Genomic DNA, 20,457 nt, shown 5'->3' on the forward strand with positions numbered 1-20,457 from the left:
CAACAGTCTTCACATCATGCGGTCACGGGCGTCCGCGCTGGGGTACGCTGCCCCGCCCAAGCACGGACACCGCCGATGCCGAGACGCTACGTCCGCCTGTTCTGGTTGCTGGTCGCGCTGACCTGGCTGGCGCTGATCGCCGCGCTGGTCAATGCCGGTTTCACCCCGGACTACTGGCTGCTACACCGACTGGAAGGCGCTGAGCTGCCCTACCCGACCAGCACCGTCATCCTGTTCGCGCTGCTGGGAACGGTTGAGCTGGTGGTGGCCGCGTTGATCGTGCGGCCTTGGAAACTGAAACGCCTGTGGCTGCGTCTGCTGATCGCCTTTGCCCTGCTGGTGCTGTGGTCGGTGCCGTGGATGCTGTCGGCGATGCACCAGCCGCCGGTACAAGGCATGCACCTGCTGTGGTTGCTGCTGCTGGACGTGGGATTGCTGCTGGCGCTGTGCGGGGTGTCGGCGGTGAGCGCATGGCGGGCGTTCATAAGCTCACCGCATGGCTGCCGCAGGGAGAAGACGCGCAGAGATGGCCTACGCATTTCAGAATAGTTGCATGGACCCGCAGCGGACCGGCGAAGGACAGTACCTGACCCGAGGCCCACAGCGCCGGCAATACTTTCACTGCCGCTGCTCTGCATATGCCTCTGCCAAACCGGGATAAATCATGCAGCAGTCGAGCCAGCGGGCATCACAGCTCCCCGACGACGCGGATCCGCTTGACGCAGCGTTGCCAGCAATGGCTGGAGACCGCCCGATTACGCCCTTGGAACTTGCCACGCGACTTTCCGCAGCCTGCCCCTTTCAGGTCGTCCGATACGCCGACATCAAGGATGAGGTACCGCAGGACTCAACATACGCACCAGAGCACTACGTCTGGGGCGATCCCGATGAGTTGGTTCTCTTGGTTGATGGCGACCTCAAGCTCGACACGCTGGACCTGGACGACCCGCTGGCCCCGTGGCGGGAAGAAGATCTTGGTGCGTACATCCGTTTCATCTTGGTTCGCGGCAATGCAGAGATAGCACGCCATGTTCACAGCCTTGAAACCGACGGCGCATGCGGATTGCTTGTCTCGGGCGACCTGACGACAACCAATGCCATCGTCGGCGGACAGGAAATCCGCGTAGGCGGCAACCTACTGGTCCGCGAGCTGTTCTGGGGCGACTACAACCACGGGGAACTGCACGTGGTCGGGAACACCCAGGCAGCGCTTCTCATTCAGACCGACTACTCCATGCAATTCGATGGCTCGGTTCACTGCATTCGCAGGATGGACGACGAAGCCATCATTGACGACGGAATTGAGCAGATCATCGAACCCGATTGTCTGTTACGCGAATCCGAGGGTCCGGACAGCTTCTGGTCATTGGACGCGGGAGCCATGCTGCAAAGGCTCACTGCCGGGAAGAGCGTCATCCGTGCGGAGGGTCTGTCAGCGCGAGACCCGATGCTATGCACAATGAACCTGTTTAGCGACGCCACTGTCAGTGCAGAAAGCCTGCTACGCATTTGTGGAGAAGACATGCTTCCCATGGATACCCGGACCTATGAATTCCACCGCAGCGGCATCTCACTTCTAGCAAGTGCTGGCACCGCCGACGCCGACGCCGACGCCGACGCCCGCGTATACACCGTGCAGATGGAAGATCCTTCGAAGAACATCGCTGCACGCCTCGTAATGTGGCGCACCGATGCAACCGCCAGCACCACGGCCTCTTACATAGGATGTGCTGGATCTGGCTGGATCCTACTGAAGTACATCTGCAGCGATGCTGGACAGGATCAGCGCGAATGGGACGAGGTTGAGTCACATGACATCCAGCCACCCTTCATCGCACTCATCCTCGGCGGGTGGCGATTTCTTGAGGAAGGCGCATCGAACCGAAAAAGGACTGCGGAGACAATTTCAGCGGCCGAGATACGCGGTCTACTGGCGCTTCCGATCTGTCAGCCATACGACGACTATGGCGATGGTGACCGTTGCGGATTGTGGGTGGGTCACTGTCATGCGGCGTTTCGCCAAGAGAAACGCGGGCCCGGCGGCGAGGGGCCCATGCTCCGACTTTCACGGGAACTTCAACAGACCGACGGTAGCAGCGTCACCGAAAGCTACTACTACTACGTTGAGACCTGCATGGATGGACGGGAGCGCGTTCACATTCGTTACAAGGCAGACCTGCGCACTGAAGACTCACCGGTTCAGATAGATCCTGTCGGAGGGGAGGCGCTGGCCGACGCACTACAACTTTTCAAGCGTGGCGCAAGGGAAATGCACGGCACAAATTCAGGCCTACTGAAAGGAAGAACACCCTACTTCGCAAAAGATCATGCGTTCGCGGTGAACTTCTGGAAGCAGCAGGGATACCTGCCCGAGTAGATGCCAGAGTTCTTTCAGAAACCGACGGCAGTCCAGGCCTTCTAGCTATCCGCATCCGTTATATGGCTGCTGCTGGCCTTCGCACTCATCCATGCCGGCTTCAAGCCAGACTACTGGCAACTGTGTCACATCGCGCCCGGGACACTGCCTTACCCCACAAATTCAGTCTTCACCTTCGCGCTGATCATTCTGGTGGAGATTGTTGTCCTGGGCCTGATCGTGCAGCCATGGCGGTTTCACCGCCTGTGGCTGCGGATGTTTGTCTGTGCCTTTCCCTGGCTGGGCTGGACAGTACTTTGGGGCGTGACCGCCAGGCACCAATCACCCGTGCGCGATGTGCATTTGAACTGGGTGCTCGCCGTTGCCGCCTTTCTTCTTGTGGCACTACTGGTCGTGGTCGCGGCCTACGCCTGCCCGCGCCTACGCCGCTGGCTCAACGGCTGACCGGACCTACTTCCGGAACTCTACCCGCACGTGCTGGCCGAAGCGCGCCTTGGCCTCGCCATCGAACTCCAGCACACACTCCACCACCTTGGCCACGCCACGCCCTGCATCTTCAGGCAGGCGTGCCTGCGCGAACACCGGGCTGATGCGTACCACGCGTGCGGTCGGCAGCGTGCCGGTGTTCTCGGCACCATCACTGTCCGGTACCACCGCCGCTTTCATGCCTACCTGCACCGCATCGGCGTAGGCGGCGCTCAGTTCGGCGCGCACCTGCAGCGGGCGCGCCGGCAGCAACGAGATCGCCGGCTTGCCCGCCTGCACGAAGGCACCGACGCCCGGCACCTGGCCGACCACGGTGCCGGCTTCCGGCGCGCTCAACGACATCTGCTGCAGTTTCAGCTTCGCGTGCTCCAGCTTGTGCTGCGCCATGTCGACCTGCGCACCGGCCACGTCGACATCGGCGCGCACGCCGGCCAGCTGCTGTTTGGCTGCATCGGCCTGCTGGTTCGAGGACACGCCTTCGCTGGCGCCCGTGGACAGGCGAGTGGCGTTGCGCTCCAGTTCGCGCAGCTGCGCCTGGCTGCCCTTCAGGCGGTCATTGGCCAAGGCCAGATCGGCGCTGGCCATCGCCACCTCCTGCTCCAGCAGGGCACCATCCAGCGACAGCAGCAGCTGCCCCTTCTTCACCGTGGCGCCTTCCTTCACCGGTGCGGCGATGATCGAGCCATCCACCGGCGGTGCCAGTGCGATCAGGCCACCTTCGACGTCAATGATGCCCCGCGCCACGGCGACCTTGCCGGCGGCGGCAGTACCCTCCTTGCCTGAGGGGGCCGATGCAGCGGTGGGCGCTTCCCTGGAACAGGCGCCGAGCAGCAGTGCCGCGGAGAGGGCCAGGCTGAGGGGAAGCAGGTGCGGCGTCTTGATCATGGGGCGGACTCTACGGTTTCGTTCTGGCGGCGGTCATCACGGACCATGCCGTCTTCCATGGCGATCACCCGATCGGCATGCTGGATCAGGCGCGGATCGTGGCTCACGCACAGCACGGTGGCGCCGTGCGCCCGCGCATAGCGATGCAGGATGTCGATCACGCGCTGACCGTTCTCGGCGTCCAGCGCGCTGGTGGGTTCGTCGGCGAAGATCAACGTCGGCGACTTGGCGAACGCGCGGGCGACAGCGACGCGCTGTTTCTCACCACCGGACAGCTGCGCCGGGCGCATGTGGCTGCGGTGGCTGAGGCCGACTTCTTCCAGAGCCATGCGGGCCAGCGGCTCGCTTTCGCGATTGCGCATGCCGCGGTAGCCCAGTGGCAGCTGTACCTGCTCCAACGCAGTCAGTGCCGGGAACAGGTTGAAGCCCTGGAACACGAAGCCGACATGGTGCAGGCGGAAACGCTCCACTTCACTGCGGGTCATGTGGCCCACGTCCTGGCCCAGCGCGTGCACGCGACCGCCATCGGGTGCGGCCAGGCCGGACAGCAGCGACAGCAGCGTGCTCTTGCCGCAGCCGGACGGGCCGGATACCAAGGTCAGCTCGCCGGGATAGATGTCCAGCGACAGGCCACGCAGCACCGGCACCTGCACATCACCGGACATGAAGCCTTTTTCCAATGCTTCGGCCTGCAGGGTCGGGGCGATGGCGCGTGTGGAAGTCATCGGCCGGTCCTCAACGCAGCAGCAACGATGGATCGGAGCGGACCACACTGCGCACCGCCATGATGCTCGACAGCATGGCCATCACCGCGACCAGTGCCACGCAGCCCAGGATCACCATCGGCGTCAGCTGCACCGGTACGCGCTGGGTCTGCGCGATCAACAGCACCACCGTGCTGAACGCCGCCGCCAGCAGCATGCCCACGCCACCGATCAGCAATGCCTGCTCGAACACCACCCGTGCCAGCGCATAGCGGCCTGCACCGAGTGCATTGAGCGTGGCGTACTCGCGCACCGAACCTGCCACTACCGAGGCGAACGACTGGTTGGTGATCACCGCACCGACGAAGCAGACGATGACGGCCATGAACAGCACCGCGATGCCGGCGCCGGTGTCGAACAGCCAGTATTGCTGCGAACGGCTGGCGAACGCCGGCGCGGTCCAGAACTCGACCGGTGTGGCCTGGCCCATCGACGCGGCCAGGCGGTCACGCACGCGGTCGGCCAGGTCCGGCGAGCGCAGGCCCGCCACGAAATAGGTGCTTCCCGCGTGTGGGTCGGTGCCGGCGATGGCGCGCGCGGTGTCCAGCGAGGCCAGTACGTTGACACCACCAAGGCCCCGCAGGCCCGGTTGTGCAGCGACCACGCGCACCGCCTTGCCATTGATCCAGGCACGGTTGTTCTGCAGGTCCACGCCCAGCGTATCCAGATCGGCGCTGTCGACGATCACCGCACCCGGCTCGCGCAGCTGTGCGCGCAGGTCGGCAGGGAGGATGCGCGCGAACATCATCGCGTCGTCCCGGGTGGAGATGCCGGACAGGTACACCGACACATTGCCGGTGCCCTGGGCGCCGGACCGCCATTCGCCATCGACCCACTCGTAGGGCTCGACGCGGGTGACATCCGGGTCCATGCGCAGATGGCTTTCCACATCCGCGCTGATCGCATGGCCGTAATTGACACTCTGGGTGCCGGGGAAACCGGCCCAGATATCAGCCGAGGACGCTTTCACGTAGATCGCAGCGGTACCGAAGATGCCCAGCACCAGTGCCGCCTGCACGATCAGCAGCACGCCGGCGAAACACATCGCCAGCACCACCGGCAGGAACCGGCGCCACTCATAGGCCAGGGTCTTGCGGGCGAGTGCGATCATTGTGGTTCGCCCTCACCCTCGGCAGGTAGCGGGGCACCGCCGAGGGCGCGGTACAGCGACGCAAAGGCCAGCACGCGCGCCCCCTGAGCACCGATCAGGTCGGCCTGCGAGGCCAATGCGGCACGCTGCGTATCCAGCCCATCGAACTCGCTGGACAGGCCCAGCTGCACCTGCCGCGCCTGGCGCTTGACCTGCTGCCCGGCGGCATCGTTGGCCGCGCGCAGCGACTGGATGCTGCTGTCCTGCCGCGCCAGGCTGCCCAGTGCAGCTTCCACTTCGCTCACGCCTTCCAGCACGGCCTTGCGGTAGCCGAGTAATGCGGCGTCCAGTTGCTTCTCATCGGCATGGAAGCGCGCGCGACGCTGGCCCCAGTCCCACAGCGGAATATCGATGTACGGGCCGATCGACGGACTGGAGTCGGAATTGGAACGGGCGTTCTGGGTGAGGTTGTAGGCGTACAGGATCGAGCCACCCAGGCTGATCCGCGGATACATCGCAGCGCGCGCCGCGCCCTTGCTGGCGGCGGCCTGCATCACTTCCGATTCGGCCAGCAGGATCTGCGGTCGATGTCGCAGCAGGTCAGCCGGGACCTGCTGCAGCGTGAACGCACCCAGCGTCGGCGGGGTGCGGTAGGCGTGCCAGGCCGGATCCGGACGCTCGCGGCCCAGCAGCAATGCCAGCGCACGGGCGGCGTTGTCGGCGTTTTCCCGCGCCTGCGCGATGGCCGCACGGGTGGCCGCCTGGCGCGCGCGCAGCCGTTCCAGCTCGCCCGGCTCATCCAGACCCAGCCTCTGACGGACCAGCGCCAGCTGTTCGCCGCGGTCGTCCACGGCCTGCTGTCGGACCAGCAGATCCTGCTGGGCCTGCGCCACGGTCAGGTCGAGATAGCTGCGTACCACATCGGCGATCACCGCCACCTGCGCTGCATTGCGCAGGGCCATGGCGTTGCCGGCCGAGGCCTGAGCGCTCAACTGCGCGCTCTCGGCGGCACCGAACAGGCCCAGGTCCCAGATCGCTTCGATGCCGGCATGGAAGTAGGTGTCGACAGCGGCAGCGTCCTGTACCTGCTTGGCGCTGGCGGTGATTTCCGGCAGGAAGCGCGCGTTGGAGGCGCCGGCGACGATGCGCACCGCCTGCAGGCGCAACGTGGCCTGCTGCAGATCAAGGTTGCCGGCGATGGCCTGGTCGACCAGGCCGTCCAGCGCCGGGTCGGCCAGCACCTTCCACCACTGCCTGGCATCCACCGCTACGCCCTGGCCCTGCGGCACCTGGGTCCAGGTGCTGGGTGTGCGATCAGGCAGGTCCGGAGCCGGCACCGACATGCAACCTGCAAGCGCCAGGCTGGTCAGCAGCGCGCCCGGGCGCAGCACTGCCTGCAGGGAGAGTCCGCGCCCGGTCCTGGGCACTGCCACTGAAGTGATACGCCTGACCACCAGCCCGCCAAAGTGTAGAAGGAGCATGAAGGCTACCGTGCGATTGTGGAGCGAACATGGAGAATTGGTCCGAAAACGGTCACCACACGCGTGCGGTTCAGGCAGCGCTGCCCCAGTCTTTCACTGCGCTTTCAACGCGTTCCCGGTACAGAACACTGGATGCTTTTCACGGCGCATTGCACATTGCGACGTCTCCCCGGCTCGACGTGCCGCACGCGTGAACATCCTCGCCGCTGGCAGCCAATCGCTTCGATCACGGCGGTGGCTGTCGGTGCATCGTGGTCGCGCTGACCGCTCCACCGGCCTCGAACGCTTGCTGGCGACCCATGGGCGCATCCGGCCCGACAAACGACAAACGAAAAACGCCCCCTTCCGGGAGCGTTCTTCTTGAATCTGGAGCGGGAAACGAGACTCGAACTCGCGACCTCAACCTTGGCAAGGTTGCGCTCTACCAACTGAGCTATTCCCGCAGATTTCGTTCGACCTGCGTCGAAGGAGCGCTATTGTGTCGGGATTGCTGCACGGCGTCAACAGGAATTTTCACGAGAAGTGAGGGGGTGGCGTTCAGGCGCCCCTGCCTGCTCCCTTCACGTGCGCAGCCCGCGGCGATGGAAGTAGACCTGTTCGGCAATGCGGCGCATGACCGCTGTATGCAGCAGTACATCGAGCGGCCAATCGGCCTGCAGATGATCCATCGCTCAGCGCAGCACGCGCTTGCCATGGAACGCCGGGGCGACCTGACGCGCCACCCGTTCCGCTTCTGGCCCTTGCCACGCAGATGGCGGGCAATCGCCTCACCGACCGCCCAGCCGTGCCGCCACGAAGAGTGGATGCCCCCGGCGGACAGCGGCGAGACGATGCCCGCCGCGTCGCCGGTCAGGATCACGCGCTGGCCGGTGATCGGCCCATCCGGCCGGCCGCAGGGCACCAGCCCTGCGCGGGTGCCCGAGGGACGCGCCGAAGGCGGAATGCCGACCCCATCGCGCACGTGGTCGAGGAAGCCGTCGATATCCGGCGGCCGTACCTGTTGCGGGTCATGACGCAGCGCCAATCCGACCTGCAGGCCGGTCGGATTCTGCGCGACCCAGCCGATATAACCCGGCGCGTAGCGCTTGCTGACAAAGCAATGCAGCGCATTGCCCTGCGCCACCTGCAGGCCGGCGAACTCGCGCTCGACGCCGTAGAGGGTGTCGCGCACCTGGCCAAGGCCGGTGCGCTGGGCCACGCGTGAGCGTGCGCCATCAGCACCGACCAGATAGGCGCAGCGCCCTGCCCCTTCCACCTGCCAGCCGTCACCACAGCGACGAGCGTCGGTGAAGGACTGCTGCAGGCGCAGGTCGACACCGTTCGCGCGCAGTTCGCTGGCCAGCCAACGCATCACGTTCGGCGTATCGGTGGTGAGGAAGTAATAGCCCGGCGCGGCCAGCAACACGCTGCGCAGGTTCGGCGCATACAGGCGCACGTTTGCGACGCGTTGCACGAGGTGCTCGGGCATGCGCCCCAGCCAGGTCTGCTCCATCGCCTCTTTCACCACGATGCCGGTGGTGTGCAGGCGCTCGCCGGGGTCGGCCTTGCGTTCCAGCACGCAGACGCGCAGACCGTACTGGGCGGCAGCCAGTGCGCAGGCGGCACCGGCGAAACTGGCGCCGACGATGACCACATCGTGATCGTAGGCGGAGGGAGTGTGAGGCATTGCGGCATCGCCGTGGAGAGTCGGAAATGCAGCTTCGCTAGCGCGGTTGGAGGGGCGATGGAGTGTGGGTGAAGTGGGGATGAAGCATGCAATTTGCCAACGGGAAAACGTCTTCAGTTTCGGGATCGCTTTTCTGCTTCGACTCTTTGCGCATCACCTCATCAGGAAACGCAACTTACTCTCCTGATGCATTCATTCTTACCTATTCAGCATATTCTGCAACTAGTTGCATGTTTGATCCTACTTCGAGCATCTATAACGAAATGTCGCGATTCCATCGCTCTGGCAGCACTATCGAATGTCACTTCGCACAACCCATTGGGCCTCGACAGGACCTCTCATCTTGGCAACCGGCCGCACCACCCTTTCACTGCTATTGGTTTCGATGGCATTAATCACATCGGGATGCCGGACGGCGGCTGTCATCAGCAAGGAAATTGCACTTTCCACGACCACGCGCGCATCTTCGAGAACATTCAACTTGACAGCCCAACTGCCGGCACAGCTGCACATGACTCTTGTCGCACACTATGCACCACGAGATGCGAAAGATCTGAACTGCAGCGGAGTAACCTCCTTTGTGAGCAACATCCCCGGCCCGAGATCTGTCACAAAGGCATTTCATCTATCCAGCCCGGATGAATCCAAGCCATCACGTGTAGACATCCCCGTGCATTACTCCATCGGAGCTTGCAAACTGCCACTGGAAACGGTCGGACTAACACTCCAGAACGAACCTAGAAAGAGCGCAATCAATTCAGGGGAGTACCGCTTCCATCTACATGTCCGAGATGCAACCGAAGACGCTACTTCTCTGAATGCGGGGATCAAGGAGCTTCGACTCACCCAGCACTGCAAGCAACTCGTTCATCGAAGCAGCTCTTCCAAGGAAGAGTTGAGGAAGTTACTGATCTGCGACGGGAGAAAAGAGGTCAATCTCGATCGTAAGAATCTTAAAGAAGTGAGCGTTCGCCTACACGTTACGCTGGACCCGATGGAAGCTCCTCTCTATCAGAAATGACAAGGATTGTCAGGGAGCGCTACTGATCCACGCACCATGCATCGCAGCCAACGAAGCACCGCGCGCTACGAAAGGACCGCCGCATCAGACTCCGACCTTATGAATCAGCATGAGGACTGCCTCGTCCTGTCGTCTACCTTCTTGATGGATTCAATTTCGCGACCTTCCGTCTGCTTCCGGCCAGTGCAGAACAACACCGAATAGGCCTCTGCTGAGTGCACAGAAGAATTCAGCCTGAACACGTACGCCAAGCCTGGCCGCAGCTCCAACACTCTCTCCTTTCCTCTCAAGGGTTCGACAGCGTATGAGCTGGGCACACGCCCATATGAGAAGCAGTCACCGGGTTTCAGCATCAATGGTGCAGCACCATCCTTCAGTTCAATGCTCCAGACCCCATCGTTCTGATCACTGGCTTCAGACAACGTTGCCCAGCCTATGGGGAAAGGTGATCGGGCCTTTTTCGGAAGGCAGATCGCAGGCCGCCCATCAATAAGGGAAACTTCGGCTTGCTTGTCATACCCCAGAGGAGTCGCATGCGCATTGACGGAAAAAACGAGCATCCCGACGGCAACCAGCGGTCGAATCATTATGAAACTCCGGATGTAGATGAATAGAAGGTTTCGGCGTCCATTCATATCAATGAAGCTGGCATTCCAACGCCCGTCCATTGAGCGATGAGCATTGCGCCGTGCAGTCAATATGCAGATGGAAAAGCAGCTGAGCGCAAGGGGCCCACCAACACAGCTTCTCCATCAACTCGTACTTTCTTGGTTCTTCCTGGCCCATCACGTCAGCAATGGCAACTGTACCAAGGGGCAAGCCCGGCTGAACTCACTGTGAGAGAGAGGTCGCTTGCGAAAGCGCTACCGATGCTCTGGATATCGCACAACGCCGAGGTCTCTGTCATGTCAGCTGACCATTTGCGACATTCTGCGCAGCTGTCGAGCACTACGATCAATTCATTCAAAGTTGCCTGCGTTGTTCACTCGCCACCGACGTCCGCCTTGCATCCAGCCACAACCGTTTCGTGCGACGACCAACAGGTAGGTGCCGTCCGCAAAGCTGACACCAACGATGACCATGTCGAGATCCCAGGTGGAGAGAGATCGCAGCGTCCACTATCGGGCAGAAGCAACGCCCCCGTTCGAGAACGTTGCTTGCAGGACTGCTTTGCGCCGTCAGGCCACCACAATCCGCAGCGGATCTGCAGACGCCAGGATCTCCGCACGCTCACCCGTGGGCGGATAGATCCATTCGGTGTTGATCCGGGTCCTGAGCGCCTTGGCTTCAGCGCCGGACAGCGTTACCTGGCGATCCCAGCCCTCGGTGTAGACAGCACCCCACGGCCGCAGGTCCAGGCAGGTCACGTACTTGGGCTGCGCATACGGAATCATCGCTTCCCCGATCAGGTCAGCCGCGGCGTTGTGTCCGGTGGAGCGCCCCAGGTTCATCGCGTGCTGGCAGGACATCATCGCCACGTTGCCCTCGTCATCGGTGGCGGCATGCGCGCAGTCGCCGGTGGCGAACACCGCGTCGACACTCTTCGCCTTGAGAGTGCGATCCACATGCAGGCGACCCACCGCATCGTGCTAGCCAGGAATCTAAGCAGTCAACGCACTGGCACGTGCACCGGCCTTCCAGACAACGGTGGCGGCGTCGATGCGTTCTCCGTTTTCCAACGTCACGCCCTCCGCATCCCCGCGAGCGACGCCCGAGCCCAGACGCCAGGACACACCCAGCTCCCTGTGGGCGCTGCGCGCTGTTTGATGGTGCCCCACCCGCTGGGCCAACCGCGGTATGTGCGGCATCCACGCGGTGATGATCAATGCGCAGAAGGCCATGCGCGAAGAACTGGCACGTTCCAACCTGGCCTCGATTGCCGAGGGCGTGCAGGGCAAGGGACGCCCGGCGAGTTTCGCCGGTGATGTGCAGGAGTGGTTCGCGGACCGCCAGGTGGCACGCGAGGAAGCGCGCATCACCGGCATGCGTTGGCGCGCGACGGCGCAGGACAATGATTGATCTGCGCGGGTACCGCCGCGCATAACGAAAAACGCCCCCTTGCGGGAGCGTTTTTCTTGAATCTGGAGCGGGAAACGAGACTCGAACTCGCGACCTCAACCTTGGCAAGGTTGCGCTCTACCAACTGAGCTATTCCCGCTTGGGAGGCGAAATTTTACCTATTCCAAGGATGCCGTCAAGCGCTTTTTTCAGGGTCTGCGAGGTGCCCGGCGTCGCGTATCCGCGCCATGCGTGAATACGCGCATCGATGGGGTCAGTTGCCCAGCTTCTTCTGCCGCGAGCGCTCGCGTGCGGCGCGCTCGTCTTCGCGCAGGCTCGGCCAGGCGGCATGCAGGTACTGCAGGCCCGACCACAGGGTCAGCACCGCGGCAATCGCCAGGGTCCAGTCGCCGATATGGAACACCGGCCAGCCCATCCAGATGTCTTCCACCGGCACGTTGGGGGCCACCGAATACAGCAGGCACAGCAGCGCGACCATCTGCGCGGTGGTCTTGATCTTGCCGATCATCGCCACGCGCACCTTGGCGCGCTGGCCCAGCTCGGCCATCCACTCGCGCAGCGCCGATACTGCAATCTCGCGGCCGACGATGACCGCCGCCCAGAATGCCATCCACGGCGTCGGATGGCCCTGCACGATCAGGAACAGCGCCACTGCCACCATCAGCTTGTCCGCGACCGGATCGAGGAAGGCGCCGAAGGCCGACTCCAGCTGGTAACGGCGGGCGATCCAGCCATCGAGCCAGTCGGTGATCGCGGCCAGGCCGAAGATCGCCGCCGAAGCGAAGTTGGTCCAGGTGTAGGGCAGGTAGAACACCAGCACCAGCACCGGGATCATCACGATCCGCAACAACGTCAGCCAGGTGGGCAGGGTCAACTTCATGCTTGCGTGCTTCTCTCTCTACTCGGCCGCATCGGGCGTGGCCAACCCGTGCAGGTTAGCGTAGATACGTGCCGCGAGGGCGTCATTGATGCCTTCCACCTTGGCGATTTCGGCTTCGCCAGCCGCTTTCAGGCCGACCAGGCCGCCGAAATGCTTGAGCAGGCTGGCACGACGGCGCGGGCCGATGCCGGGGATATCCTCCAGCTTGCTGGTCATCCGCGCCTTCTGGCGGCGGCCGCGATGACCGGTGATGGCGAAGCGGTGGGCTTCATCGCGAACCTGCTGGATGAACTGCAGCGCCGGGTTGGCCGCGCCCGGGCGCAGCTCGCGTCCATCCGGCATCACCAGCGCTTCATGGCCTGCGCGGCGCTCCACGCCCTTGGCCACGCCCACCAGCAGCACCCCTTCCACGCCCAGGTCGGCCAGTGCGGCCTGCGCCTGCGCCAGCTGGCCGGCGCCACCGTCGATCAGCAGGACGTCCGGCAGCACGCCCTGCTCTTCCACCGCACGGCGGAAACGGCGATCGATGGCCTGGCGCATGGCCGCATAGTCGTCGCCCGGCTCGATGCCGCTGATGTTGAAACGGCGGTACTGCGCACGCACCGGGCCGGCCGCATCGAACACCACGCACGAGGCCACGGTAGCCTCGCCCAGGGTGTGGCTGATGTCGAAACATTCGACCCGCTTGACCGGCTCGGCCAGGCCCAGCATCTCGCGCAGTGCGTCGCTGCGCACGTGCTGCGCGTTGCGGCTGTTGAGTTCGGTGGCCAGGGTCAGCTGCGCGTTGCGGCTGGCCAGTTCCACGTAGCCGGCGCGCTCGCCGCGCACGTTCCACTTCAGCTGCACCTTGCGCTCGGCCGAGGCCGAGAGCGCGGCAACCAGCAGGTCGGCATCGGGAATCTCGCGGTCCAGCAGGATCTCGCGCGGCGGCTCGAATTCGATGTAGTACTGCGAGACGAACGCGGCCAGCACTTCCTCCGGGCTTTCCTCGCCGTTGGTGCGGGGGAAGAACGGGCGGGTACCGAGGTTGCGGCCATCGCGGAACGCCAGCAGCAGCACGCAGGCCTGCGACCCCTGCATGGCCACCGCCAGCACGTCCAGGTCCGCGGCGCGACCGTCCACGTACTGCCGGGTCTGCATGCTGCGCAGCGAGGAAATCAGATCGCGCAGGCGCGCGGCCTGCTCGAACTCCAGCGCCTCGCTGGCGGCCTGCATCTGCTCGCCCAGCTCGCGGGTGAGCTCGTCGCTCTTGCCTTCAAGGAACAGGGCGGCGCGGCGCACCGACTCGGCGTACTCCGCTGCCGGCACCAGCTCCACGCACGGCGCGCTGCAGCGCCCGATCTGGTACTGCAGGCACGGCCGCGAACGGTTGCGGAACACGCTGTCCTCGCAGCTGCGCAGCTTGAACAGCTTGTGCATCAGGTTCAGCGTTTCGCGTACCGCGGTCACGCCCGGGTACGGCCCGAAATAGCGGCCGGGAATGGCGCGCGGGCCGCGATGCAGCGCGATGCGCGGCCAGTCCTCGCGGGTCAGCAGTACATGCGGGTAGGTCTTGTCGTCGCGCAGCGAAACGTTGTAACGCGGCGATAGGGATTTGATCAGCTGGTTTTCCAGCAGCAGCGCCTCGGCTTCCGAGCGCGTGACGGTCACGTCCATGCGCGCGATCTGCGAGATCATCGACATGATCCGCGCGTTCTTCGGACTGCCGTTGAAGTAGCTGCCAACGCGATTGCGCAGTGCACGGGCCTTGCCCACATACAGCAGGGTGTCGTCGGCGGCGTACATGCGGTACACGCCGGGCGCGGTGCTGAGCTGGGCCGCGAAGGCCTTGCCGTCGAAGGCCGGGACGGGAACGTCGGTCATTCGCTGATCGGCACTTCGCTGAGCACGCCGCTGTCGGGATCGAATCGCAGCACGGCATGGGCGTCGGTCTCGGCAATCCACACCGCCCCGGCCCCCACCGCCAGGCCGGCCGGGCCATGCAGGCGACGCGGCAGCGGTTGGGTCGTCAGTTCGCCTCCGCCCAGGCGCAGCGTGCGCAGGCGGCCGTTGCCGGTATCGGCAATCCACAGCAGCGGCGCATCCGGGCTCAGCGCGATGGCCTGCGGGAACTGCAGGCTGGCTTGGGCGCGGGGACCGTCTTCACTGCCGAAGCGCCAGGGCCCCTGCCCGACCAGGGTCTGCACCAGGTCGCCACGCAGCTGAAGCGCGCGGATCGAGGAACCCAGCGCATCGGCCACGTACAGCACCTGCTGCACCACGGCGAGCGCGGTGGGCTGGGCGAAGGCCGCCAGATGGCCGCTGCCATCACGCTCGTCAATGGAGCCGCTGCCGGCGCGCCATTGCAGGCTGCGCTGGCCCAGGTGGTAGCTCCAGATGCGGTTGTCGCCGGCCATCGCGATGTGCAGCTGGTTGTCGGCAATGGCCAAGCCGACCGGGTGGTCCAGCGAGACCTGCCGCGGCTGCGCAACCGGACCTTCCACCGGCGCACCGGGGCGCCCGTTGCCACACAGGGTGTCGACGATGCCGGTCAACAGGTTGATGCGGCGCACGGCATGGTTGCCGGTATCGGCCACGTACAGCGAATCGCGCTCCAGCACCAGCGCCTGCGGGCGATGGAATGCCGCTTCGGCAAGGTTGCCATCCATGAAATCGGCGGTACCGAGGCCGAACTGGCGCAGGATGCGGCCACCGTGGCTGCATTCAAGGATGCGGTGGTGGCCACTGTCGGCGATGTACAGGCGCTCGGTGCTGACTGCCAGTCCCAACGGGAAGCGCAGGGCCTGGCGCGGTTCCGGATGCAGTTCGCTGCCCCCGCGCGACGGCGCCGAAGGGGCTCCCTGGCACAGCGCGTTCAAGGCGCGTTCCAGTTCACCGGGGGCCCCCAGCCCGATCAGCCGTTGCTGCTCCCTGCCCTGTGCGTCCAGCAGCACCAGGGTCGGCCAGGCGCTGACGCCGAAGCGGCGCCAGCCATCCCAGTCGGCATCCAGCAGCACAGGCATGGTCAGGCCCTGGCGACGCAGCAGTTTCAGTGCAGCGCTGGCGTCACGTTCGAAATCGAAGCGCGGCACCTGCAGCACCAGCGGCTGCAGCTTGCCCGGATGGCGCGACAGCCATTGGCCGAACTCGGCCAGGCGTTGCGCGCTCCAGGCGGAGGCCGCATTGACGAACAGCAGTGCGACCGGCCGGCCGCGCAGTTCGGTCAGGGTGCAGGGGGTGGCGTTGAGCCAGGTGGCGAACTCGGGCAGGTCCGGGACGGGCTGGACGTTCATGATCCGATTATGCCGGAGTCGGCGTCATGCAACAGTCGTGCCACTGCACGTTTTGCAGCATCGTCGACCAGCGACCAGACCTGTTCGAAATGATCGCTCCCGCCGGTGTACGGATCGGGGATCGCGATCCGCCCCTGCGCGCCGGACCAGGGCAGGTACAGCGCCAGCCGTTCGCGCTGCGCCACCGACGCCAGGCGACCGGCGTCACGCAGGTTGGCCTCGTCGGCACACAGGATCCAGTCGAAACGGTCGAAATCCGCGGCCTGCAGCTGGCGTGCGCGCAGGCCGCCGATGTCCACACCGTGCCCGGCCGCGCAGGCGATCGCACGCCGGTCCGGTGGCTCGCCCACGTGCCAGTCGCCGGTGCCGGCCGAATCCACCTGCACCCGCCCGGCCAGCGGCGAGGCCTCCAGGCGTGCACGCAGCGCACCTTCGGCCATCGGCGAACGGCAGATGTTGCCGAGGCAGACGACCAGCAGTTTCATCGGGCAGCCAGCGCCTGAAGAAGCGCTTCGGCGCGCTCCAGGTCCTCGGGCGTGTCGATGCCCGGCGGGAATGGCTCGGGCGAGATCGCCACACTGATCGGGTAGCCCGCCTCCAGCACACGCAGCTGCTCCAGCGATTCGACCTGCTCCAGCTGGCCCGGCGGCATTGCCGCGAACCGCTGCAGGAAACCGGCGCGGTAGCCGTAGATGCCGATGTGGCGCAGCCAGTTGTGACCGGCCGGCAGCGCGTCGCGGCTGCGTGCAAAGCCATCGCGGTGCCAGGCGATCGGCGCGCGGCTGAAGTACATCGCCTCGTTGCGCACGTTGCGCACCAGCTTGACCACGTTCGGGTCGAACAGCGTAGGCGCGTCCTCGACGGCGGTGGCCAGGGTCGACATCGGTGCAGTGCCGTTGGCCAGTACCTCGGCCAGGGCGCGGATGCCGGTCGCCGGTGCGAACGGTTCGTCGCCCTGCAGGTTGACCACCACCGTGTCGTCGGCCCAGCCGGCGATGCGTGCGCACTCGGCCAGGCGGTCGGTACCGGAGGCATGCGAGGTGGCGGTCATGGCCACCCTCACCTCGGCCAGCCCGGACAGCGCATCGGCAATGCGCTGATCGTCGGTCGCTACCCAGACCTCCCGGGCGCCGGCCTGCAGCGCGCGGCGCGCCACGTGCAGTACCAGCGGTTCACCACCCAGCAGGCGCAACGGCTTGCCGGGCAGCCGCGAGGCGGCATAGCGGGCCGGGATGGCGACGACGAATTCGGTCATGGGGCGGTACTCGGCAGGCTCGTTACAAGGGGAATGCGGCCGGCGGCGCGTGAATGCAAGCGCCGCTGCGTCGCTCAGTTCGGTCGCAGCTTGTCCAGGCGGTCAGTCAGCGCCACCCAGAACGCGGCGGGCAACTCGGCGCGCAGCGGAACCGCGTAGTGCCAGTCGTTGCCGAACGCCCGGCATTTCACCGCATCCTTTTCGGTCATCAGTACCGGCAGCTGGCTGCCGAAGGACAGGTCCTGCGGCTGATAGGCCTGGTGGTCGGCGAACGCATGCGGCACGACGCCGATGCCACGCGCGCGCAGCATGTCGAAGAAGCGCTGCGGATGGGCGATGCCGGCCACCGCATGCACGCGCTGGCCCTTGAAGTACGCCAGCGGGCGTGCGCGGCCACCGGCCAGCGGCTGCGCACTGTCGATGTGCAGGGCCATCGGCCACTGGCCGAAGCCACAGGCCTGTGCCGCAGTCTCCTCATCGGCCTGACCGAGATTGACCACGCGGAAATCGCATTCGCTGGCGCGGCTGACCGGCTCGCGCAGCGGCCCGGCCGGAATCATCCGGCCATTGCCATAGCGACGCTGCGCATCGACCACCTCGATCTCGATGTCGCGTGCCAGCCGGTAATGCTGCAGGCCGTCATCGCAGACGATCACATCGCAGCCAGCCTCGATCAGCGCCCTGCCGGCAGCAACACGATCACTGTCCACGCGTACCGGCACGCCGGTCTTCCAGGCGATCAGCACTGGCTCGTCACCGCCCTTGGCGGTCGGCGTATCGGCCTTTACCCACAGCGGCGTGTCGGCATCCTCGCGCCCGTAACCGCGGCTGGCCACGCCCGGCTTCCAGCCGGCGGCACGCAGGCGCTCCACCAGTGCGATGGTCAGCGGCGTCTTGCCAGTGCCACCGGCGGTGATGTTGCCAACCACGATGACCGGCACCGGCAGCGTGTAACGCTTGCGCCAGCCACGCCGATAGGCGCGCCGGCGCAGCGCGGTGACGCCGGCGTACAGCGGTGCCAGCAGGCGCATCGCCCACGGAACCGGGCTGCCGTCGTACCAGTACGCCGGGGTCTGGGTACCCTTGCCGGCCATCAGTCCTGCCTTTCGCGGAACTGCATGCTGTGCAGATGCTGGTACAGGCCGCCCAGCTCGAGCAGCTCCTTGTGGGTGCCGCGTTCAACGATGCGGCCATGGTCCATCACCAGCACCTGGTCGGCATGCTCGATGGTCGACAGCCGGTGCGCGATGACCAGCGTGGTGCGTTCGGGCATCAGGCGCTGCAGCGCGTCCTGCACCAGGCGCTCGGATTCGTTGTCCAGCGCCGCAGTGGCTTCGTCGAGGATCAGGATCGGGGCGTCGCGCAGGATCGCGCGGGCGATCGCCAGGCGCTGGCGCTGGCCACCGGACAGCAGCGCGCCGTTCTCGCCTACCGGCGTCTGCAGCTGCTGCGGCATGCGTGCGATGAACTCCCACGCGTTGGCGGCTTCGGCCGCCGCGCGGATCTGCTTGTCGGTCGCTTCCATGCCATAGGCGATGTTGGCGGCGATGGTGTCATCGAACAGCATCACCTTCTGCCCGACGATCGCCACCTGCCGGCGCAGGTCAGCCAGCGGATAGTGATCCAGCGCCACGCCATCGAGGGTGATGACCCCGCCACTGGGCTCGTAGAAGCGTGGCACCAGCCGGATCAGGCTGGTCTTGCCGCTGCCGGAACGGCCGACAATGGCCGTCACCGTACCCGGCCTGGCAACGAAACTGATGTCGTCCAGGGCGATGCCACTGTCTTCGCGGTAGCGCAGCATGACGTGGTCGAACGCCAGTTCGCCACGCACGCGTTGCACGCGGTGCTGGCCTTCGTCGCGCTCCACCGGCATGTCGAGGATGCCGAACAGGCGCTCGGCGGCGGACACGCCGCGCGAAATCGAGGTCTGCACGCTGGTCAGGCGCCGCAGCGAAGGAATGATCGCCATCATCGAGGTCATCAGGCCCATGAACTGGCCGGCATTGAGCCGGCCGGCCAGGGCTTCGCGGGTCGACACCCAGACGATCACCGCCAGCGCCAGTGCGGCCAGGAACTGCACCACGCTGGACGCCGCTGCGCGGGTCACCTCGACCTTCATGTTCAGCGCCAGCATGCGGTTGGCCAGGCGCGAGTAGCGCGAGATCTCATGCTGCTGGGTGCCGTGCACCTTCACTTCCTGCTGCGCCGCCAAGGACTGCTCGGCGGTCTGCGCCATCGTGCCCATGCCGTCCTGGATGCCGCGGCTGATGCGACGATAGCGCTTGCCCACGTAGGACACGATGGCACCGATCAGCGGCACCACCAGCAGCATCGCCAGGGTTACCTTGACGCTCATCTGCAGCATCACCGCCAGCATCGCGATGATGGTGAGGGTATCGGCCACCACGGTCTTCAGCGCGTCGGCGCTGGCCTGGGTGACCTGCTCGGTATCGAAGTTCAGGCGGCTGACCATCACCGGCGTTGCTTCGGTGTCGAAGTGCGACGACGGCAGGTGCAGGTACTTCTGCAGCACCTGCTCACGCAGGTCGCGGACCACGCTGCGGCCGGTCTTGGCCAGCGTATAGTCGCTGACCCAGGTGGCCACGCTGCGCATCAGGAACAGGCCGAGGATGGTCAGCGGCAGGACCACGGCCGCGCGCGGCTGCGGATCGACAAACCCCTCGTTGACCAGCGGCTCCATCAGCTTGGTGAAGTGATAGCCGGCCAGGGCTTCGACCACCATGGCGATGACCGCGCCCACCATGAACACCCAGTAGGTGCGGGTGTAGCCCAGCAGACGTTTGTAGATCGGCCACACCGGCGCGTGATGGGAACTCATGGACGCACCTCTGGCGCAGTTGCAATGGCGATACGACGGAAACCGAGCTGACCGAGCGCGTCCTGCGCAGTCACCACGGCCTGGTAGGGGGTGCGTGCGTCGGCGCGCAGCAGCACCGGCTGGCTGCGATCGCTGCCGGCGACCGATGCGATGGTCTGCTTGACCGACTCGACATCGCTGCGCAGCACTTCCTGGTCATTGATGAAATAGCGGCCTTCCGCGTTGATCAGCACGCTGAGCGAGCGCGGCGGCTCGTTGCTGGGCTGCTGGCTGGCGGTCGGCAGCTGCACCTGCAGCGTCGAGCGCGCATCGAAGGTGGTGGTGACCACGAAGAAGATGATCAGCACCAGGATGACGTCGATCAGCGGCACCAGATCGATATGCGGCTCATCCTGGGATCGGTCATTGCCGATACGCAT

Annotated in this window: 20 protein-coding genes, 2 tRNA genes and 1 pseudogene; 5 read left to right on the forward strand and 18 right to left on the reverse strand. The window is 65.2% G+C overall.

Annotated elements, in window-relative coordinates; translation table 11 throughout:
* The first annotated feature begins 75 nt into the window (after window positions 1-75).
* The 3 genes from AC5P7R_RS15435 (at window position 76) to AC5P7R_RS15445 (ending at window position 2,821) form a co-directional block, all read left to right on the forward strand.
* Window positions 76-549 carry a hypothetical protein gene (locus AC5P7R_RS15435; protein WP_495214021.1) on the forward strand — a complete coding sequence of 158 codons (474 nt, stop codon included), beginning with the start codon at window positions 76-78 and terminating at the stop codon, window positions 547-549.
* 115 nt (window positions 550-664) lie between these two features.
* Complete coding sequence (locus tag AC5P7R_RS15440; protein ID WP_495214023.1) at window positions 665-2,377, forward strand: hypothetical protein; 1,713 nt, start codon at window positions 665-667, stop codon at window positions 2,375-2,377.
* A 192-nt stretch (window positions 2,378-2,569) separates the two neighbouring features.
* Entirely contained in the window at window positions 2,570-2,821 is a 252-nt protein-coding gene (locus AC5P7R_RS15445; RefSeq protein WP_111102021.1) for a hypothetical protein, read from the forward strand.
* A 6-nt stretch (window positions 2,822-2,827) separates the two neighbouring features.
* Here AC5P7R_RS15445 and AC5P7R_RS15450 read toward each other — a convergent pair whose 3' ends face one another.
* The 6 genes and pseudogenes from AC5P7R_RS15450 to AC5P7R_RS15475 all read right to left on the reverse strand — a co-directional run bounded on the left by AC5P7R_RS15450 (window position 2,828) and on the right by AC5P7R_RS15475 (window position 8,749).
* A complete protein-coding gene (locus AC5P7R_RS15450; protein WP_459389586.1) occupies window positions 2,828-3,748 on the reverse strand; it encodes an HlyD family secretion protein in 921 nt (306 codons plus the stop codon).
* Complete coding sequence (locus AC5P7R_RS15455) at window positions 3,745-4,473, reverse strand: ABC transporter ATP-binding protein (RefSeq protein ID WP_459389587.1); 729 nt, start codon at window positions 4,471-4,473, stop codon at window positions 3,745-3,747. Before AC5P7R_RS15455 ends, AC5P7R_RS15450 begins: the two co-directional genes overlap by 4 nt.
* A gap of 10 nt (window positions 4,474-4,483) precedes the next feature.
* The gene (locus AC5P7R_RS15460) at window positions 4,484-5,623 is read right to left on the reverse strand and encodes an ABC transporter permease (RefSeq protein WP_227853862.1); all 1,140 of its coding nucleotides are present in this window, start codon (window positions 5,621-5,623) and stop codon (window positions 4,484-4,486) included.
* The gene (locus tag AC5P7R_RS15465; RefSeq protein WP_478405741.1) at window positions 5,620-7,083 is read right to left on the reverse strand and encodes an efflux transporter outer membrane subunit; all 1,464 of its coding nucleotides are present in this window, start codon (window positions 7,081-7,083) and stop codon (window positions 5,620-5,622) included. The genes AC5P7R_RS15460 and AC5P7R_RS15465 overlap by 4 nt, the downstream gene beginning before the upstream one ends.
* Before the next feature lie 367 nt (window positions 7,084-7,450).
* Window positions 7,451-7,526, reverse strand: a tRNA-Gly gene (locus AC5P7R_RS15470).
* Window positions 7,527-7,643: 117 nt separating this feature from the next.
* Window positions 7,644-8,749 (reverse strand): annotated as a pseudogene (locus AC5P7R_RS15475) (NAD(P)/FAD-dependent oxidoreductase).
* 343 nt (window positions 8,750-9,092) lie between these two features.
* Between AC5P7R_RS15475 and AC5P7R_RS15480 the strand changes: the two are divergent.
* Window positions 9,093-9,770, forward strand: a complete 678-nt coding sequence (locus tag AC5P7R_RS15480) for a hypothetical protein (protein ID WP_146256782.1) — start codon at window positions 9,093-9,095, stop codon at window positions 9,768-9,770.
* A gap of 104 nt (window positions 9,771-9,874) precedes the next feature.
* On the opposite strand, the gene AC5P7R_RS15485 is transcribed toward AC5P7R_RS15480, so the two are convergent.
* The 3 genes from AC5P7R_RS15485 to AC5P7R_RS15495 all read right to left on the reverse strand — a co-directional run bounded on the left by AC5P7R_RS15485 (window position 9,875) and on the right by AC5P7R_RS15495 (window position 11,503).
* Window positions 9,875-10,357 (reverse strand): hypothetical protein, encoded by a 483-nt coding sequence (locus tag AC5P7R_RS15485; protein ID WP_146205507.1) that lies wholly within the window; start codon window positions 10,355-10,357, stop codon window positions 9,875-9,877.
* A 591-nt stretch (window positions 10,358-10,948) separates the two neighbouring features.
* Window positions 10,949-11,335 carry an NAD(P)/FAD-dependent oxidoreductase gene (locus AC5P7R_RS15490; protein WP_207050033.1) on the reverse strand — a complete coding sequence of 129 codons (387 nt, stop codon included), beginning with the start codon at window positions 11,333-11,335 and terminating at the stop codon, window positions 10,949-10,951.
* A gap of 36 nt (window positions 11,336-11,371) precedes the next feature.
* On the reverse strand, window positions 11,372-11,503 hold the full coding sequence (locus AC5P7R_RS15495) for a hypothetical protein (protein WP_260808501.1): 132 nt from the start codon (window positions 11,501-11,503) through the stop codon (window positions 11,372-11,374).
* 106 nt (window positions 11,504-11,609) lie between these two features.
* On the opposite strand from AC5P7R_RS15495, the gene AC5P7R_RS15500 reads away from it, so the two are divergent.
* Complete coding sequence (locus AC5P7R_RS15500) at window positions 11,610-11,789, forward strand: hypothetical protein (RefSeq protein WP_146256781.1); 180 nt, start codon at window positions 11,610-11,612, stop codon at window positions 11,787-11,789.
* 63 nt (window positions 11,790-11,852) lie between these two features.
* Here AC5P7R_RS15500 and AC5P7R_RS15505 read toward each other — a convergent pair.
* The 9 genes from AC5P7R_RS15505 to AC5P7R_RS15545 all read right to left on the reverse strand — a co-directional run bounded on the left by AC5P7R_RS15505 (window position 11,853) and on the right by AC5P7R_RS15545 (window position 20,457).
* A tRNA-Gly gene (locus AC5P7R_RS15505) sits at window positions 11,853-11,928 on the reverse strand.
* A gap of 114 nt (window positions 11,929-12,042) precedes the next feature.
* A complete protein-coding gene (gene pgsA, locus AC5P7R_RS15510) occupies window positions 12,043-12,669 on the reverse strand; it encodes a CDP-diacylglycerol--glycerol-3-phosphate 3-phosphatidyltransferase (protein ID WP_021203601.1) in 627 nt (208 codons plus the stop codon).
* A gap of 18 nt (window positions 12,670-12,687) precedes the next feature.
* Window positions 12,688-14,532: an excinuclease ABC subunit UvrC gene (uvrC, locus tag AC5P7R_RS15515; RefSeq protein WP_495214024.1), complete on the reverse strand. Its 1,845-nt coding sequence runs from the start codon at window positions 14,530-14,532 to the stop codon at window positions 12,688-12,690.
* Window positions 14,529-15,941, reverse strand: coding sequence for a hypothetical protein (locus AC5P7R_RS15520; protein WP_019658993.1), 1,413 nt, complete (start codon window positions 15,939-15,941; stop codon window positions 14,529-14,531). The genes uvrC and AC5P7R_RS15520 overlap by 4 nt, the downstream gene beginning before the upstream one ends.
* Window positions 15,938-16,426: a low molecular weight protein-tyrosine-phosphatase gene (locus AC5P7R_RS15525; RefSeq protein WP_021203599.1), complete on the reverse strand. Its 489-nt coding sequence runs from the start codon at window positions 16,424-16,426 to the stop codon at window positions 15,938-15,940. Before AC5P7R_RS15525 ends, AC5P7R_RS15520 begins: the two co-directional genes overlap by 4 nt.
* Window positions 16,423-17,196: a 3-deoxy-manno-octulosonate cytidylyltransferase gene (kdsB, locus tag AC5P7R_RS15530; protein ID WP_021203598.1), complete on the reverse strand. Its 774-nt coding sequence runs from the start codon at window positions 17,194-17,196 to the stop codon at window positions 16,423-16,425. Before kdsB ends, AC5P7R_RS15525 begins: the two co-directional genes overlap by 4 nt.
* Before the next feature lie 74 nt (window positions 17,197-17,270).
* Window positions 17,271-18,290, reverse strand: a complete 1,020-nt coding sequence (gene lpxK / locus AC5P7R_RS15535) for a tetraacyldisaccharide 4'-kinase (protein ID WP_021203597.1) — start codon at window positions 18,288-18,290, stop codon at window positions 17,271-17,273.
* Window positions 18,290-20,038 carry a lipid A export permease/ATP-binding protein MsbA gene (gene msbA / locus AC5P7R_RS15540; protein ID WP_495214025.1) on the reverse strand — a complete coding sequence of 583 codons (1,749 nt, stop codon included), beginning with the start codon at window positions 20,036-20,038 and terminating at the stop codon, window positions 18,290-18,292. Before msbA ends, lpxK begins: the two co-directional genes overlap by 1 nt.
* A complete protein-coding gene (locus tag AC5P7R_RS15545) occupies window positions 20,035-20,457 on the reverse strand; it encodes an ExbD/TolR family protein (protein WP_019658998.1) in 423 nt (140 codons plus the stop codon). The genes msbA and AC5P7R_RS15545 overlap by 4 nt, the downstream gene beginning before the upstream one ends.

Source organism: Stenotrophomonas sp. YJH_SMC_27 (assembly GCF_059369815.1).

What these genes read in the sequence shown, in the direction of transcription:
- AC5P7R_RS15520 (WP_019658993.1), bottom strand. Translation starts at nt 15,941, where the DNA reads ATGAACGTCCAGCCCGTCCCGGACCTGCCCGAGTTCGCCACCTGGCTC.
- msbA (WP_495214025.1), bottom strand. Translation starts at nt 20,038, where the DNA reads ATGAGTTCCCATCACGCGCCGGTGTGGCCGATCTACAAACGTCTGCTG.
- AC5P7R_RS15440 (WP_495214023.1), top strand. Translation starts at nt 665, where the DNA reads ATGCAGCAGTCGAGCCAGCGGGCATCACAGCTCCCCGACGACGCGGAT.
- AC5P7R_RS15500 (WP_146256781.1), top strand. Translation starts at nt 11,610, where the DNA reads ATGCGCGAAGAACTGGCACGTTCCAACCTGGCCTCGATTGCCGAGGGC.
- AC5P7R_RS15485 (WP_146205507.1), bottom strand. Translation starts at nt 10,357, where the DNA reads ATGATTCGACCGCTGGTTGCCGTCGGGATGCTCGTTTTTTCCGTCAAT.
- kdsB (WP_021203598.1), bottom strand. Translation starts at nt 17,196, where the DNA reads ATGACCGAATTCGTCGTCGCCATCCCGGCCCGCTATGCCGCCTCGCGG.
- AC5P7R_RS15460 (WP_227853862.1), bottom strand. Translation starts at nt 5,623, where the DNA reads ATGATCGCACTCGCCCGCAAGACCCTGGCCTATGAGTGGCGCCGGTTC.
- uvrC (WP_495214024.1), bottom strand. Translation starts at nt 14,532, where the DNA reads ATGACCGACGTTCCCGTCCCGGCCTTCGACGGCAAGGCCTTCGCGGCC.
- pgsA (WP_021203601.1), bottom strand. Translation starts at nt 12,669, where the DNA reads ATGAAGTTGACCCTGCCCACCTGGCTGACGTTGTTGCGGATCGTGATG.
- AC5P7R_RS15465 (WP_478405741.1), bottom strand. Translation starts at nt 7,083, where the DNA reads ATGCTCCTTCTACACTTTGGCGGGCTGGTGGTCAGGCGTATCACTTCA.
- AC5P7R_RS15525 (WP_021203599.1), bottom strand. Translation starts at nt 16,426, where the DNA reads ATGAAACTGCTGGTCGTCTGCCTCGGCAACATCTGCCGTTCGCCGATG.
- AC5P7R_RS15435 (WP_495214021.1), top strand. Translation starts at nt 76, where the DNA reads ATGCCGAGACGCTACGTCCGCCTGTTCTGGTTGCTGGTCGCGCTGACC.
- AC5P7R_RS15450 (WP_459389586.1), bottom strand. Translation starts at nt 3,748, where the DNA reads ATGATCAAGACGCCGCACCTGCTTCCCCTCAGCCTGGCCCTCTCCGCG.
- lpxK (WP_021203597.1), bottom strand. Translation starts at nt 18,290, where the DNA reads ATGGCCGGCAAGGGTACCCAGACCCCGGCGTACTGGTACGACGGCAGC.
- AC5P7R_RS15545 (WP_019658998.1), bottom strand. Translation starts at nt 20,457, where the DNA reads ATGCGTATCGGCAATGACCGATCCCAGGATGAGCCGCATATCGATCTG.
- AC5P7R_RS15455 (WP_459389587.1), bottom strand. Translation starts at nt 4,473, where the DNA reads ATGACTTCCACACGCGCCATCGCCCCGACCCTGCAGGCCGAAGCATTG.